Raw genomic sequence first — 15,763 nt, forward strand, 5'->3', positions numbered from 1 at the left:
AAGCAGAATACAGGCCCCGCATGTTATGCGGGGCAGAATGCATTAATAGATGGGGGGGATTTTAGGGGTTTCAACCCCTGGAGGCGATACGAATGCAGTTTGCGTGTCCGGCCACCTTCAGGCGGGAGATAGTGCCATCGGCATTATCTTTGCCTTTCACAGGGCCAATCACCACACGATTCCAGCCGTTATTGGTGGTAATGCGCGAATCAAATCCTTCAAAGGCCAGCTGGGCACGAACGGTTTCTGCCTGCTCGGCACCTTTAAACGAACCGCACTGGATTATCCAACGGCGATCGTCTGCGGTCTGTTTTGCCGGTTCTGGCTCACGCGTCACCGGTGCAGCCTGCTGCGCTTTCGGCTGGCTGGCCGTGGTATGCGTCGGCGTTTGCATCAGATCCTGATATGGCTGCTGCGTGGTTTGTTTCGACTGCGTCTGGCGCGGCTGTGGAGCAGGTTGGCTCTGAACCGTACGCGTTTGCTGCTGTTCCACTGGGCGAGACTGCGTGCGCGGCGCCTGCACTGGCTGCGTCTGTGACCACTGCTGCTGTTGAACTTGCTGTTGTTGCTGCACCTGCTGCTGAAGTCGTTGGCGTTGCAGCGTTTGCTGGCGCTGCTCAGGCGTTTGCTCGTTCCACGGCACTTCCGTCAGCTGCGTCGGCTGCTGGCGCATATCGGCCTGCATTTGTGCTAACAGCTGGCGCTGTTCGTCGGTCAGCTGATTGGCATTTTTTACTTCGCCACCCGCAGACGGCTCCGTTGGCGCACGCACACCAGGCTGACGACTTTCCAGTTCTTTAATATAGCGCCAGCGTTCTTCCGGCTTCGGCGGTAAACCATTACCCGTGGCCTGGCGACCCTGCATGGCTTCGGCTTCTTCTTTCTTGTGATGGGTAATGAAGTACAGGCCACCGATAAAGGCAACCAGCACGGCCGCGGCAATAGCGACCATGGCTGGTGAGACAGCAGGAAGGCTACTTTGCTTTTTCCGTGAGTTCCTTGTTGGACTCTTTTTTCGCCGCGAAGCAGCAGGTTTGCTGCGGCTTACATAATCTCGTTGTGCCACTGTCGTTTCGCTGTATTTATTCGTTCATCAGCCCGCCATGTTACTTAAGCGGCGGGGCTTTGACCAGAACCGCTAGTCTGAAAGCCGTTTAGTTTAAGGCTTATTTTTTGTGGTACTACCGCGAACCACCAGTTCACAGTCGAGCAGGCGGGAACCGCTGCTGACATTTTGACCGCTAAGCTGGTCGAGCAATAGCAGCATTGCTTCACGCCCGATATCAAAACGCGGTTGGGAAACGGTGGTGAGCGGGGGGTCGCAAAATTCCGAGAGAGAAATGTTATCGAAGCCGATAATCGATAGATCGTCCGGCACTTTCAGGCCGCGGCGTTTAGCCAGCGACAGCGCGCCCAGCGCCATAATGTCGCTGTGGCAGAAGATGGCCGTCGGCGGCTGAGGGAGTGCCAACAACTGTTCCAGCGCGGTTGCCCCGGCCTCGAAGGTAAAGTTACCGCGAGCGATGTAGTGCGGATCGACGGTAATCCCGCTGCGGCGCAGCGCCTGCACGTAGCCCTGCAAACGATAGTGGCACAACGGCATTTCTTCAGGCCCGGCGATGCAGCCAATACGCTGATGTCCGAGTTCATGCAGGAAATTCACGGCGTTAAAGGAAGCAGTGAGGTTGTCGATGTGAACCGTCGGCAGTTCGAGTTCAGGTGCAAACTCATTGGCCATAACCATTGGCGGCAAATTCCGTTGCTCTTCAATGCTGGCGTCGAACGGCAGGCGTGAACCCAGCAGCAGCATGCCGTCGATTTGTTTGGTGATGATGAGATCGATGAAGGTTTTTTCCTGCTGATTCTGATGAGCGCAGTCGCCAATCAGCACCAGATACCCCTGCTCAGCAGCGGTAATTTCGATACCCCGGATGATTTCACTAAAGAAAGGATCGCAGATGTCCGGCACAATCACCAGAATGGTTCTCGACTCGTTACGCTTCATGTTTCGGCCCAAAGACTGTGGGAAATATCCCACTTCCAGCGCGGCCTGCTCCACTTTATTACGCGTGGACTGCGACACTTTGTCGGGGTTCATCAATGCCCGGGAAACGGTTGCCGTTGAGACATTCGCTTTCTGAGCCACATCCTTCATGGTTGCCGAAACAACCTCTTTTTTGGACTTCACCTGGGTTCTCCTCACTGACGGGGGCAGAGACTTCCGCTGTCTCTGACAACAGTCTCTTTTTTATCAGAGAGTAAGTCAGGGGAGTTACAGAAATTTCATGAAAATTGTGACGGAAGCTAAATTTTTCGATCTGCCTCGCAGCTCAAGGGGTTAGCCTTCTATTGGATCAACGTCCAGCACCCATTTCACTTTTCGCGAGGCGGGAAGGGTATTTATCAGCGCCATAGCCCCACTGACGATATGCTGTAAACGCAAACGTGACGGGTGTTGCAGCACGATTTGCCAGCGCCAGCGGCCGCCGCGTTTTGGCGCGAGAGCCGGTACCGGGCCGAGTAGCCACAGTTTGTCATCCGCCAGCGGGCTGGCCTGCAGTAAATTGCGCAGCTGCTGGAGAAACAGAGGTGCTTCCTGATTATTGTGATCTTCCGCGCGGATCAGCACGTGGCTTGTCCACGGCGGCAGTTGAAGCGTTTGACGTTCTGCCAGCGCCTGCTGAGCAAAGGCATCATAGCCTTGATGCAACAGCGTTTGCAGCAGAGGATGTTCCGGGTGATGGGTTTGCAAAATCACCTCACCCTGTTTCCCGGCCCGGCCCGCACGGCCAGAAACTTGGGTATACAACTGAGCGAAACGCTCGGCAGAACGGAAATCGGCCGAGAACAGTGCGCCGTCGACATCGAGCAGCGCCACGAGAGTGACATCAGGGAAGTGGTGGCCTTTGGCCAGCATTTGGGTGCCGATGAGAATGCGTGCTCCACCGCGATGCACTTCCGCCAGGTATTGTTCCAGCGCACCTTTGCGGCTGGTGGTGTCGCGGTCTATACGCGAAATCGGGACGTTGGCAAACATCGGCGCCAGCACGTCCTCAAGCTGTTCGGTACCTAAACCCACCGGCACCAGATGCGTCGAGCCGCAGGAGGGGCACTGACGCGGAATGGGGCGCTGGCTGTCGCAATGATGGCAACGCAGATGACGATGGGTCTGATGCAGCGTGTAATAGCTGTCGCAGCGCGGGCATTCCGCTATCCAGCCGCATTCATGGCACAGTAGCGTCGGAGCATAACCGCGACGGTTGAGGAACAAAATGACCTGATTATCGGCCTGCAAATGCTGGCGCATCCGGCTGATTAACGCCGGAGAAAGTCCGGCCTGTAATTGCTGGCTTTTCAAATCCAGCACGTGCTGAGTCGCCGGACGTGCGTTCCCGGCGCGTTTGGTCAGTTTGAGCTGGTGGTATTTTCCCTGGCGAACGTTGTGCAATGTTTCCAGGGCGGGCGTTGCGGAGCCGAGAATGATTGGGATTTTCTCATTGTGCGCGCGCCACACCGCCAGATCGCGGGCGTGATAGCGCCAGCCTTCCTGCTGCTTGTAGGAGCTGTCGTGTTCTTCGTCGATGACAATCACGCCGAGGTTTTTGAACGGGGTAAATAAGGACGATCGGGTACCAATCACAATCCCGGCTTCGTCATTTTTCGCTTTTAGCCACGCCGACAGGCGTTCGCTGTCATTGAGCGCCGAGTGCAGCACTTCGACCGGTGCGTTAAAACGTTCGCGAAAACGGGCGATGGTCTGCGGAGTGAGGCCGATTTCCGGCACCATCACCAGCGCCTGTTTCCCCTGCGCCAGCACGTTTTCCAGCACGCTAAGATAGACTTCGGTTTTGCCGGAACCGGTGACGCCCGCCAGCAGCCAAGCGGAAAATTTGTCCGATGCGCTGTGAATGGCCCCAACGGCGGTGGCTTGCTCGGTGTTCAGACGCAGACGCTCGCCGGTAACTGCATAGCCATTGCGCCAGTCGGAAATCGCAGGCGCTTCGCTCGCCAGATCGCTATAACCCTTTTTACGCAGGCCTTGCAGGGCAGCATCGTTGAATTCTAGGTCGGCAACCTGATGACGCCAGATTTTGCCCTGACGCAGTGCGGCGAGCGCCTGCTGTTGTTTGGCGGAGCGCTTAAGCGCGTGGATATCCACCGCCTGACCCTGTTCCGTCGCATACCAGTACCACAGCGGCGCGGCGCTGGCGGGTTTCCCCTGACGCAGCAGAATCGGCAGCGCGTGAAACAGCACATCGCCAATTGGATGGTGATAATAGTCTGTGGCCCATTGCAGCATGCGCCAGACGGCAGGCGAATAAACGGGATCGTCATCCAGTACTTCAATGACGCTTTTCAAATCCTTGAGCGGCAGTTCGCTGTCGTCGCTGACTGAGACCACAATTCCCACGCGTTCTTGCTGCTTGCCAAACGGCACGCGTACGCGACACCCGGCCTGAGCGCTAATGCCATCTGGCAGCACATAGTCAAAGGTACGGGGAAGCGGAACGGGCAGGGCAACGTGTGCGACGGGCATCGAATCTTCCTGACTTGAAAAGGAGCGCGTTAGTATACACATTACACTAAGGCGGCGTGCGGATCAGATTGCAACCCCTGGTTATATTCTGTATGATTCGCCGCCTTTGGTGCACATTTGTGCTATCAAAAGACCTATACTATTAACTTCACGCGGTGTCTGGCGTTAGGGCTGGAAGAGCGGCGTGGCCTTTACTGAGGTTTCCCATGAAAAAAGGTATTCACCCAAATTACGCAGAAATTACTGCAAACTGTTCTTGCGGTAACGTAATGACCATCCGTTCTACCGTTGGTCACGATCTGAACCTGGACGTGTGCGGCAAATGCCACCCGTTCTACACTGGCAAGCAGCGTGACGTTGCTACCGGTGGCCGTGTTGACCGCTTCAACAAGCGTTTCAGCATCCCGGGCGCTAAATAAGCTACCCGAGAAAAAGGCGCCGAAAGGCGCCTTTTTTGTATCTGAAAATCAGTATTCCCACGTATCCGGGTCGATCCCCAGTTCACGCATAATAATCTTCGCTGCTTCCGGAATTTCATCACTACGCTCTTTGCGCAGATCTTCATCATTCGGCAGCGGTTGACCGGTAAACGCATGTAGGAACGCTTCACACAGCAGCTCGCTGTTAGTGGCGTGGCGCAGGTTGTTCACCTGGCGACGGGTACGTTCATCGGTGAGGATTTTCAAAACCTTCAGAGGAATGGACACCGTAATTTTTTTAACTTGCTCGCTCTTCTTACCGTGCTCAGCGTAGGGGCTGATATATTCGCCGCTCCATTCAGCCATGAGACTCTCATCCTCTAATCATTAATAAAAGGCCAGGGCGCGCGCCCGAACCATAATCCCGCACAGTTTACCTGAGAGGTGTGACCATGACACCAGCAAAGCCTCTGTGTATGTGCGCTAATGCATATAATTTTAACGGCTATTTCCCGATTGCTCAATCTATACGCAAAGAAGTTTAGATGTCCAGATGTATTGACGTCCATTGTGGCAGTGGTTACTCTGAGGCCTGACTTTTCACCGATGAAGCCAGGAACGATTCACCATGACGCGTAAACAAGCCACTATCGCAGTGCGTAGCGGGTTAAATGATGACGAGCAATATGGCTGCGTTGTCCCCCCGATCCACCTCTCCAGTACTTATAATTTCACCGGATTTAACGAACCGCGTGCCCATGACTATTCCCGTCGCGGTAACCCGACGCGTGATGTCGTGCAGCGTGCGCTGGCAGAACTGGAAGGCGGCGCGGGTGCTGTTCTGACGAACACCGGCATGTCCGCCATTCTCCTTGTCACCACCGTTTACCTGAAGCCGGGTGATCTGCTGGTGGCGCCACATGACTGTTATGGCGGCAGCTATCGTTTGTTCGACAGCCTGGCAAAACGCGGCTGTTATCGCGTGCTGTTTGTTGATCAGAGCAACGAGCAGGCGCTTAAAGCTGCGCTGGCGGAAAAACCGAAGCTGGTTCTGGTCGAAAGCCCAAGTAATCCGTTGTTGCGTGTCGTGGATATTGCGAAAATCTGTGAGCTGGCGCGTGAAGCCGGGGCCGTGAGCGTGGTGGATAACACCTTCCTCAGCCCGGCACTACAAAACCCGTTGGCGCTTGGTGCCGATCTGGTTCTGCATTCCTGCACCAAATACCTGAACGGCCATTCCGATGTCGTCGCGGGCGTGGTGATTGCCAAAGAGCAGGAAACTGTCACTGAACTGGCATGGTGGGCGAATAATATCGGCGTCACCGGCGGGGCGTTTGACAGCTACCTGCTGCTGCGCGGCCTGCGTACGCTCTCTCCACGTATGGAAGTGGCCCAGCGCAACGCCACGGCAATTGTTGAGTTCCTGAAGCAGCAACCGCTGGTGAAAAAGCTGTATCATCCTTCTCTGCCGGAAAACCAAGGCCATGAAATCGCGGCCCGTCAGCAGAAAGGCTTCGGCGCGATGCTCAGTTTTGAACTGGACGGCGACGAAAACACCCTGCGCCGTTTCCTGGGTGGGTTGGAGTTGTTCACGCTGGCAGAATCGTTAGGCGGCGTGGAAAGTTTGATTTCTCACGCGGCAACCATGACTCACGCGGGCATGGCGCCAGAAGCACGTGCAGCGGCAGGGATTTCAGAAACGCTGCTGCGTATTTCTACCGGTATTGAAGACAGTGACGATTTAATTGCCGACCTGGAAAATGGGTTCCGGGCAGCAAACGAGGAGTAAACATGAGTGTGATAGCGCAGGCAGGGACGAAAGCTCGTCAACTGCATAAGTTTGGTGGAAGTAGTCTGGCGGATGTGAAATGTTACCTGCGCGTGGCAGGGATTATGGCTGAGCACTCGCAGCCAGAAGACATGATGGTCGTTTCCGCTGCGGGCAGCACCACCAACCAGCTGATCAGCTGGCTGAAACTCAGCCAGACCGACAGACTTTCTGCGCATCAGGTTCAGCAGGCGCTGCGCCGTTATCAGATTGAACTGATGACCGGGCTGCTGCCTGCAGAGGTGGCCGACAGCATGATCGCTGAATTTATTCACGATCTTGAACGTTTGGCCACGCTCCTCGACGGCGGTATCAATGAGGTGGTTTACGCCGAAGTCGTGGGCCACGGCGAAGTGTGGTCCGCACGTTTGATGGCCGCCGTTTTGCAACAACAAGGTCTGGACGCCGCCTGGCTCGATGCGCGTGCGTTTCTGCGCGCCGAGCGCGGCGCTCAGCCACAGGTCGATGAAGGCCTCTCTTTCCCGCTGCTTCAGCAACTGCTGGCACAGCATCCAAACAAACGTCTGGTGGTCACCGGGTTTATCAGTCGCGACACTGAAGGTGGCACGGTGCTGCTCGGTCGCAACGGCTCTGATTACTCGGCAACGCAAATTGGTGCCCTGGCGGGCGTGTCTCGCGTCACCATCTGGAGTGACGTGGCAGGGGTGTACAGCGCCGACCCGCGTAAAGTGAAAGATGCATGTCTGCTGCCGCTTCTGCGTCTCGACGAAGCCAGTGAACTGGCGCGTCTGGCAGCTCCAGTGCTTCATGCCCGTACGCTGCAACCCGTCTCCGGCAGTGATATCGATTTACAGCTGCGCTGCAGTTATACCCCGGATCAGGGCTCAACCCGTATTGAACGCGTGCTCGCTTCCGGAACCGGGGCGCGTATCGTCACCAGCCATGATGACGTTTGCCTGATTGAATTCCAGGTTCCGACCAGCCAGGACTTTAAGCTGGCGCACAAAGAAATCGAGCTTATTTTTAAGCGTGCGCAGGTGCGCCCGCTGGCGGTTGGCGCGCATCCAGACCGTCATCTGCTGCAGTTCTGCTATACCGCCGAAGTGGCGGACAGCGCGCTGAAGTTGCTCGATGAAGCGGGCCTGCCGGGCGAGCTGCGTTTACGCCAGAGCCTGGCATTGATTGCTATGGTAGGTGCGGGCGTGACCCGTAACCCATTGCACTGCCATCGCTTCTGGCAACAGTTGAAAGGCCAGCCGGTGGAGTTCACCTGGCAGTCGGAAGAGGGCATCAGCCTGGTGGCGGTTCTGCGTACCGGGCCAACCGAAAGCCTGATTCAGGGCCTGCACCAGTCGCTGTTCCGTGCTGAAAAGCGCATTGGGCTGGTGCTGTTCGGCAAAGGTAACATCGGTTCACGCTGGCTGGAGCTGTTTGCCCGCGAGCAAAGCACGCTTTCGGCGCGCACCGGGTTTGAGTTTGTGCTGGCAGGCGTGGTCGACAGCCGCCGTAGCCTGCTGAATTACGAAGGACTGGACGCCAGCCGCGCGCTCGCATTCTTTAATGATGAAGCGGTAGAGCAGGACGAAGAATCGCTGTTCCTGTGGATGCGTGCGCATCCGTACGATGATTTGGTGGTCCTTGACGTCACCGCCAGCGCCCAGCTGGCCGAGCAGTATCTGGATTTCGCCAGCCACGGTTTCCACGTGATCAGTGCCAACAAACTCGCCGGGGCTAGCACCAGCGACAAATACCGCCAAATCCACGACGCGTTCGAAAAAACGGGTCGCTACTGGCTGTATAACGCTACTGTTGGCGCGGGCCTGCCGGTGAATTTCACCGTGCGCGATCTGCGTGACAGCGGCGATACTATTCTGTCCATCAGTGGGATTTTCTCCGGCACGCTTTCGTGGCTGTTCCTGCAGTTCGACGGCACCGTGCCGTTTACCGAGCTGGTGGATCAGGCGTGGCAGCAAGGGTTGACTGAACCGGACCCGCGCGTTGATTTGTCCGGCAAAGATGTCATGCGCAAGCTGGTGATCCTCGCCCGTGAAGCGGGTTACGACATCGAGCCTGACCAGGTGCGTGTCGAATCGCTGGTGCCCTCGCATTGCGAACAGGGTTCTATCGATCACTTCTTCGAGAACGGTGAAGACCTGAACGAGCAGATGATTCAGCGTCTGGAAGCCGCGCAGGAAATGGGACTTGTGCTGCGCTACGTGGCGCGTTTCGATGCCAACGGTAAAGCGCGTGTCGGCGTTGAAGCCGTGCGCCCTGAGCATCCGCTGGCAGCACTGCTGCCGTGTGATAACGTCTTTGCCATCGAAAGCCGCTGGTATCGCGATAACCCGCTGGTGATCCGTGGCCCGGGTGCAGGACGTGACGTGACGGCCGGGGCTATTCAGTCAGACATTAACCGTCTGGCGCAGCTGCTGTAGATTTTGCACCTCTCATCCTAACCCTCTCCCCAAAGGGAGAGGGGACCGCTCGGCACTGATTTTCGCCCTCTCCCTGCGGGAATGAGCTAATGCTCGCAGCCCTCCCATGAATTATTTTCACCTTCGCTGAACATTCCTCACTCTTTCTGCTGTTTTTTCTGTTGACGTCATCACTCTTTTCCGTCATTTTTACATCTGGACGTCTAAACGTATAGATGCTCATAACACAACATATAACGACATGCGATTGAAGAGGTAAGGTATGAGCTTTTTTCACGCCAACCAGCGGGAAGCCCTGAATCAGAGCCTGGCAGAAGTACAGGGCCAGATTAATGTTTCCTTTGAGTTTTTCCCGCCGCGCACCAGTGAAATGGAGCAAACCCTATGGGCCTCTATCGATCGCCTGAGCAGCCTGAAGCCGAAGTTTGTTTCCGTTACCTACGGTGCGAACTCGGGTGAGCGTGACCGCACGCACAGCATCATTAAAGGCATCAAGGATCGCACTGGGCTTGAAGCGGCACCGCATCTGACCTGTATCGACGCGACTCGCGACGAGCTGCGCGGCATCGCTCAGGACTACTGGAATAATGGCATTCGCCATATCGTCGCCCTGCGCGGTGACCTGCCGCCTGGCAGCGGTAAGCCGGACATGTATGCCACCGACTTGGTCGCGCTGCTGAAAGATGTGGGTGACTTTGATATCTCAGTCGCGGCGTATCCGGAAGTGCACCCGGAAGCGAAAAGTGCGCAGGCTGACTTGCTCAACCTGAAACGTAAAGTAGACGCCGGCGCAAACCGTGCGATCACGCAGTTCTTCTTCGATGTTGAAAGCTACCTGCGTTTCCGCGACCGCTGCGCCTCGACAGGTATCGACGTCGAAATCATCCCTGGCATTCTGCCAGTGTCGAATTTCAAACAAGCGAAGAAATTTGCCGACATGACCAACGTGCGCATCCCAACCTGGATGGCGAAAATGTTTGAAGGGCTGGACGACGATGCGGAAACTCGCAAACTGGTCGGCGCCAATATCGCGATGGACATGGTGAAAATCCTGAGTCGTGAAGGCGTGAAGGATTTCCACTTCTACACCCTGAACCGCGCCGAGATGAGCTACGCCATCTGCCACACGCTTGGCGTGCGTCCGGGCGTGTAAACAGAGGCCCTCATCCGAGGGCCTTTTCGTTGTTTTTCTCTTCTTTCCCTCTCAATTACGACGAAACGCCGACAGTTAAGCGCCCCACTTTCCCTGCATAATCTATGGTTATTGTTGAAAGTTTACGGACGCGTCGACATTTCTATGAACAACATTTGCTATGTTGTTTAACGCCAGAAGGAAACAACTATCAAATCTGTAGGTTTTTTCATCTATAACTTATCTGCAGAGCTGTATATCCTGGTATTAAAACACTGAAGGGAGCAGGAAGATGAGCAATCAAGAAAACGATCATAATACGTTGTCTGCAGGAAAGTGTCCTTTTCATCAGGGCGGCCATGACGAAAGCGCAGGGGCCGGAACCAGCACTCGCGACTGGTGGCCAAAACAACTTCGCGTAGATCTCCTCAATCAGCACTCCAACCGCTCTAATCCGTTGGGCGAAGATTTCGATTACCGCAAAGAATTCAGCAAGCTGGATTATTCCGCTCTGAAAGGCGACATCAAAGCACTGTTAACCGATTCACAGCCGTGGTGGCCAGCCGACTGGGGCAACTACGCGGGCCTGTTTATCCGTATGGCCTGGCACGGAGCCGGTACTTATCGTTCCGTCGACGGTCGCGGTGGTGCAGGTCGCGGTCAGCAACGCTTTGCGCCGCTGAATTCCTGGCCGGATAACGTCAGCCTCGATAAAGCTCGCCGCCTGCTGTGGCCTATTAAACAGAAATATGGCCAGAAAATTTCCTGGGCCGACCTGTTCATCCTCGCGGGTAACGTTGCGCTGGAAAACTCAGGCTTCCGTACCTTTGGTTTCGGTGCCGGGCGCGAAGATGTCTGGGAACCGGATCTCGACGTAAACTGGGGCGATGAAAAAGCCTGGCTGGAACATCGTGACCCTGAAGCGTTGGCGAAACGTCCACTGGCCGCCACGGAAATGGGCCTGATTTACGTGAACCCGGAAGGGCCAAACGCTAGCGGTGAACCGCTTTCCGCAGCCGCAGCGATTCGCGCGACCTTCGGCAACATGGGCATGAACGACGAAGAGACCGTGGCGCTGATCGCCGGTGGTCACACGTTGGGTAAAACTCACGGTGCCGCATCGGCAAGCCATGTCGGTGCCGATCCAGAAGCGGCATCAATTGAATCTCAGGGTCTGGGTTGGGCAAGCAGCCACGCCAGTGGGGTTGGTGCGGATGCCATCACTTCCGGTCTGGAAGTGGTCTGGACGCAAACGCCAACTCAGTGGAGCAACTACTTCTTTGAGAACCTGTTCAAATATGAGTGGGTGCAGACCCGTAGCCCGGCCGGGGCTATTCAGTTTGAAGCGGCCGACGCGCCAGACTTGATTCCTGATCCGTTCGATCCGTCCAAAAAACGTAAGCCAACGATGCTGGTCACCGACCTGACGCTGCGTTTCGATCCGGATTTTGAAAAAATTTCCCGTCGTTTCCTCAACGATCCGCAGGCGTTTAACGAAGCTTTTGCCCGGGCGTGGTTCAAACTGACTCACCGCGATATGGGGCCGAAAGCGAGATACATCGGTCCAGAAGTACCGAAAGAAGATCTGATTTGGCAGGATCCATTGCCGCATCCGTTCTTCCAGCCATCGGCTTATGATATTGAGAGCCTGAAAGCGGATATTGCTGCTTCGGGGCTGTCGGTCAGTGAGCTGGTGTCGGTGGCGTGGGCATCTGCCTCAACCTTCCGCGGTGGTGATAAACGCGGTGGTGCTAACGGCGCGCGTGTGGCCTTGGATCCGCAGCGTCATTGGGACGTCAACGCCACGGCGGCGCGTGTTCTTCCAGTACTGGAAGACATCTATAAATCTGCACACAAAGCGTCCCTGGCCGATATCATCGTGCTGGCAGGCGTGGTGGGCGTAGAGCAAGCGGCCAAAGCTGCGGGCGTGTCGGTCACCGTGCCGTTTGTGCCAGGCCGTGTCGATGCGCGTCAGGATCAGACGGACGTTGAAATGTTCAATCTGATGGAGCCTGCGGCTGACGGTTTCCGTAACTACCGTGCGCGTCTGGATGCTGCGACCACCGAATCTCTGCTGATCGATAAAGCCCAGCAGCTGACGCTGACCGCACCGGAAATGACCGCGCTGGTCGGTGGCCTGCGTGTACTTGGCGCTAACTTTGATGGTAGCAAACACGGCGTATTCACTGAAAACGTGGGTGTGCTCAGCAACGATTTCTTCGCAAATCTGCTGGATATGAACAACGAGTGGAAAGCCGCGGATGCCTCAAACGAGCTGTTCGAAGGTCGTTGCCGTCAGAGCGGTGAAGTGAAATACACCGCAACGCGTTCAGACCTGGTATTTGGCTCTAACGCCGTGCTGCGTGCGTTGGCTGAAGTTTATGCCTGCGCAGATGCCAAAGAGAAGTTTGTGAAAGACTTCGTGGCGGCATGGGTGAAAGTGATGAATCTGGATCGCTTCGACCTGCAGTAATATCAGCGAACGATAGATAAAAAAATCCCCGCGTCAATGCGGGGATTTTTATTTGGAGCGATGTCAGGCTTAACCCGTGTTACGCATCCCCGCCGCAACGCCGGCGATGGTTACCATCAGCGCTTGTTCAACGCGAGGGTCCGGCTCTTTGCCTTCTTCTTCCGCAAGACGTGAACGGTGCAGCAGCTCTGCCTGCAGAACGTTCAGCGGGTCGGTGTAGATGTTACGCAGTTGAATGGACTCGGCAATCCACGGCAAATCTGCCATCAGGTGGGAATCGTTGGCGATGTCGAGCACCACTTTGATATCCGCTTCCAGCAGTTTGCGTAGTTCGGCACCCAGTGGCCACAGCTCTTTTTTCACCAGACGCTGATCGTAGTATTCCGCCAGCCACAGGTCGGCTTTGGCGAATACCATTTCCAGCATGCCCAGACGCGTAGAGAAGAATGGCCAGTCGCGGCACATGGTTTCCAGTTCGCTCTGTTTGCCATCTTCCACCACTTTCTGTAGCGCCGCACCGGCACCCAGCCAGGCAGGCAGCATCAGGCGGTTTTGCGTCCACGCGAAAATCCACGGGATCGCACGCAGAGACTCAACGCCGCCAGTCGGACGACGTTTTGCCGGACGCGAACCCAGCGGCAGTTTGCCCAGTTCCTGTTCTGGCGTCGCAGAGCGGAAGTACGGCACGAAATCTTTATTTTCACGCACGTAGCCGCGATACATGTCGCAGGAAATGTCTGACAGCTCGGCCATGATATGACGCCATTCCGGTTTTGGCTCCGGTGGCGGCAGCAGGTTCGCTTCGAGAATCGCACTGGTGTACAGCGACAGGCTGCTGATGGTGACTTCCGGCAGACCGTACTTGAAGCGGATCATCTCGCCCTGTTCGGTGACGCGCAGACCGCCTTTCAGGCTGCCCGGTGGCTGGGAAAGCAGCGCTGCGTGAGCTGGCGCGCCCCCGCGACCGATTGAACCACCGCGACCGTGGAACAGGGTCAGCTCAATACCGGCTTTTTCGCAGGTTTTGATCAGCGCATCCTGAGCCTGATACTGTGCCCAGGATGCTGCCATTACGCCCGCGTCTTTTGCGGAGTCGGAATAGCCAATCATCACCATCTGTTTGCCCTGGATGAAACCACGATACCAGTCGATGTTCAGCAATTGCGTCATCACATCGTCGGCATTGTTGAGGTCATCGAGCGTTTCAAACAGCGGTGCAACCGGCAGTGCAAAGCCGATCCCGGCTTCTTTCAACAGCAGGTGAACGGCCAATACGTCGGACGGCGTTTTCGCCATCGATATAACGTACGCGGCAACGGAGCCTTTCGGTGCTTCGGCGATCACTTTGCAGGTGTCGAGCACTTCACGGGTTTCTTCACTCGGCTCCCACTGACGCGGCAGCAGAGGACGTTTTGAATTCAGTTCGCGGATCAGGAACGCCTGTTTGTCGGCTTCAGACCAGCTTTCGTAGTCGCCAATGCCGAGATAGCGGGTCAGTTCGCCCAGTGCTTCGGTGTGACGGGTGCTTTCCTGACGCACGTCGATACGCACCAGCGGCACGCCAAAACACTTCACGCGGCGCAGGGTGTCGAGCAGTTCGCCGTTGGCGATAATGCCCATACCGCAGGCCTGCAATGATTTATAGCAGGCGTACAGCGGTTCCCAGAGCTGCTCGTTTTGAGTCAGCAGGCCCGCGGGTTTCGGCAGTTTTTCGCCTTTCAGACGCGCTTCCAGCCACGCCTGAGTCGCCATCAGCTGGCTGCGCAGGGTTTTCAGCAGATAGCGGTAAGGTTCCGCCGCCCCTGCTTCGCCGACGTATTCACGCAATTCGTCGGTGCATTCCACCATCGACAGCTCGGAAATCAGCAGCTGAATGTCTTTCATGAACAGATCAGTCGCTTTCCAGCGGCCCAGAAGCAGTACGGTGCGGGTGATGTCAGAAGTGACGTTCGGGTTGCCGTCACGGTCGCCGCCCATCCACGAGGTGAAGCGCACGGGCACGAAATCGACCGGCAGCTGATAACCGAGGTTATCTTCCAGCTGTTCATTCAGCTCGCGCAAGTAGTTTGGCACGCCTTCCCACAGGCTGTTTTCGACAACTGCAAAGCCCCATTTGGCTTCGTCCACCGGGCTTGGGCGATGCTTACGAATTTCATCGGTATGCCAGGACTGCGCAATCAGCTGACGCAGACGGCGCATCAGCTGGTGCTGTTCGTAGTCGGCAATATCTTTGTTATCGAGCTGCTTCAGGCAGCTATTCACTTCGACCATTTTGTGGATCAGCGTTCGGCGGGTGATTTCCGTCGGGTGTGCGGTAAGAACCAGCTCCAGCGAGAGACTTTCTACCGCTTTTTTGATGATCGCTTCGTTCAGGTTCGGCTGATCTTTGAGTTTACGCAGGGTGCGGGCAATCACTTCCGGGTTGCTGGCCGCTTCGCCTTTAGGCGAAATGCTGTGATATTGCTCGGCTGTATTTGCCAGATTCAGGAACTGGCTGAATGCGCGGGCGACTGGCAGCAGCTCGTCATTAGACAGATTCTGCAGTGTGGTGAGTAGCTCCTGGCGATTGGCTTCATTGCCCGCACGGGAGGATTTTGACAACTTACGAATGGTTTCAACGCGATCAAGAATGTTCTCGCCAAGGGCATCTTTGATAGTTTCCCCTAAAACCTTACCGAGCATACTGACATTACTACGCAAAGCGGAATATTGTTCGTTCATTACCCCAGACACCCCATCTCATTTATGTATGTCCCTGGATTTCGCACAACCGTGATGAGACCGCTGACGGTGATACAAAATCGTTCGGACATGGTATTCGGTATTTTCTCGTCTTCACTTTATAAAGCCACGTAAAAACCCCTACGTCAATTGTTGCGAAATCGCTTCAGCAAACGAAAAAATGGCGGAAATTTGCCAAATTAAACTCAGCGGCAGTGAGATAAGCGCTTCTTATGGAAATGTGAGGTGAATCACCC

10 protein-coding genes are annotated in these 15,763 nt (G+C 55.8%); 5 read left to right on the top strand and 5 right to left on the bottom strand.

What is annotated here, in order from left to right:
• Positions 1-70: 70 nt before the first annotated feature.
• From ftsN to priA, 3 genes are all read right to left on the bottom strand, one after another.
• Entirely contained in the window at positions 71-1,066 is a 996-nt protein-coding gene (gene ftsN / locus MUU46_RS02090) for a cell division protein FtsN (protein ID WP_258964631.1), read from the bottom strand.
• Positions 1,067-1,159: 93 nt separating this feature from the next.
• Positions 1,160-2,188 (bottom strand): DNA-binding transcriptional regulator CytR, encoded by a 1,029-nt coding sequence (gene cytR, locus MUU46_RS02095; RefSeq protein WP_258964632.1) that lies wholly within the window; start codon positions 2,186-2,188, stop codon positions 1,160-1,162.
• Positions 2,189-2,338: 150 nt separating this feature from the next.
• Positions 2,339-4,537 (bottom strand): primosomal protein N', encoded by a 2,199-nt coding sequence (gene priA / locus MUU46_RS02100; RefSeq protein WP_258964633.1) that lies wholly within the window; start codon positions 4,535-4,537, stop codon positions 2,339-2,341.
• Between the two features lie 206 nt (positions 4,538-4,743).
• On the opposite strand from priA, the gene rpmE reads away from it, so the two are divergent.
• The gene (gene rpmE / locus MUU46_RS02105; RefSeq protein ID WP_110511854.1) at positions 4,744-4,956 is read left to right on the top strand and encodes a 50S ribosomal protein L31; all 213 of its coding nucleotides are present in this window, start codon (positions 4,744-4,746) and stop codon (positions 4,954-4,956) included.
• Positions 4,957-5,004: 48 nt separating this feature from the next.
• Here the strand turns inward: rpmE and metJ are convergent, their stop codons facing one another.
• Complete coding sequence (metJ, locus tag MUU46_RS02110) at positions 5,005-5,322, bottom strand: met regulon transcriptional regulator MetJ (protein WP_072571323.1); 318 nt, start codon at positions 5,320-5,322, stop codon at positions 5,005-5,007.
• A 262-nt stretch (positions 5,323-5,584) separates the two neighbouring features.
• On the opposite strand from metJ, the gene metB reads away from it, so the two are divergent.
• From metB to katG, 4 genes are all read left to right on the top strand, one after another.
• A complete protein-coding gene (gene metB / locus MUU46_RS02115; RefSeq protein ID WP_258964634.1) occupies positions 5,585-6,745 on the top strand; it encodes a cystathionine gamma-synthase in 1,161 nt (386 codons plus the stop codon).
• A 2-nt stretch (positions 6,746-6,747) separates the two neighbouring features.
• Positions 6,748-9,180, top strand: a complete 2,433-nt coding sequence (locus tag MUU46_RS02120) for a bifunctional aspartate kinase/homoserine dehydrogenase II (protein ID WP_258964635.1) — start codon at positions 6,748-6,750, stop codon at positions 9,178-9,180.
• 262 nt (positions 9,181-9,442) lie between these two features.
• Entirely contained in the window at positions 9,443-10,333 is an 891-nt protein-coding gene (metF, locus tag MUU46_RS02125) for a methylenetetrahydrofolate reductase (protein WP_159761573.1), read from the top strand.
• Between the two features lie 271 nt (positions 10,334-10,604).
• Entirely contained in the window at positions 10,605-12,785 is a 2,181-nt protein-coding gene (gene katG, locus MUU46_RS02130; RefSeq protein WP_159761572.1) for a catalase/peroxidase HPI, read from the top strand.
• A 69-nt stretch (positions 12,786-12,854) separates the two neighbouring features.
• On the opposite strand, the gene ppc is transcribed toward katG, so the two are convergent.
• Positions 12,855-15,506: a phosphoenolpyruvate carboxylase gene (gene ppc, locus MUU46_RS02135; protein ID WP_159761571.1), complete on the bottom strand. Its 2,652-nt coding sequence runs from the start codon at positions 15,504-15,506 to the stop codon at positions 12,855-12,857.
• Positions 15,507-15,763: the final 257 nt, after the last annotated feature.

It is taken from the genome of Scandinavium tedordense (genome assembly GCF_024764965.1).
GTDB classification, from domain to species: domain Bacteria; phylum Pseudomonadota; class Gammaproteobacteria; order Enterobacterales; family Enterobacteriaceae; genus Scandinavium; species Scandinavium tedordense.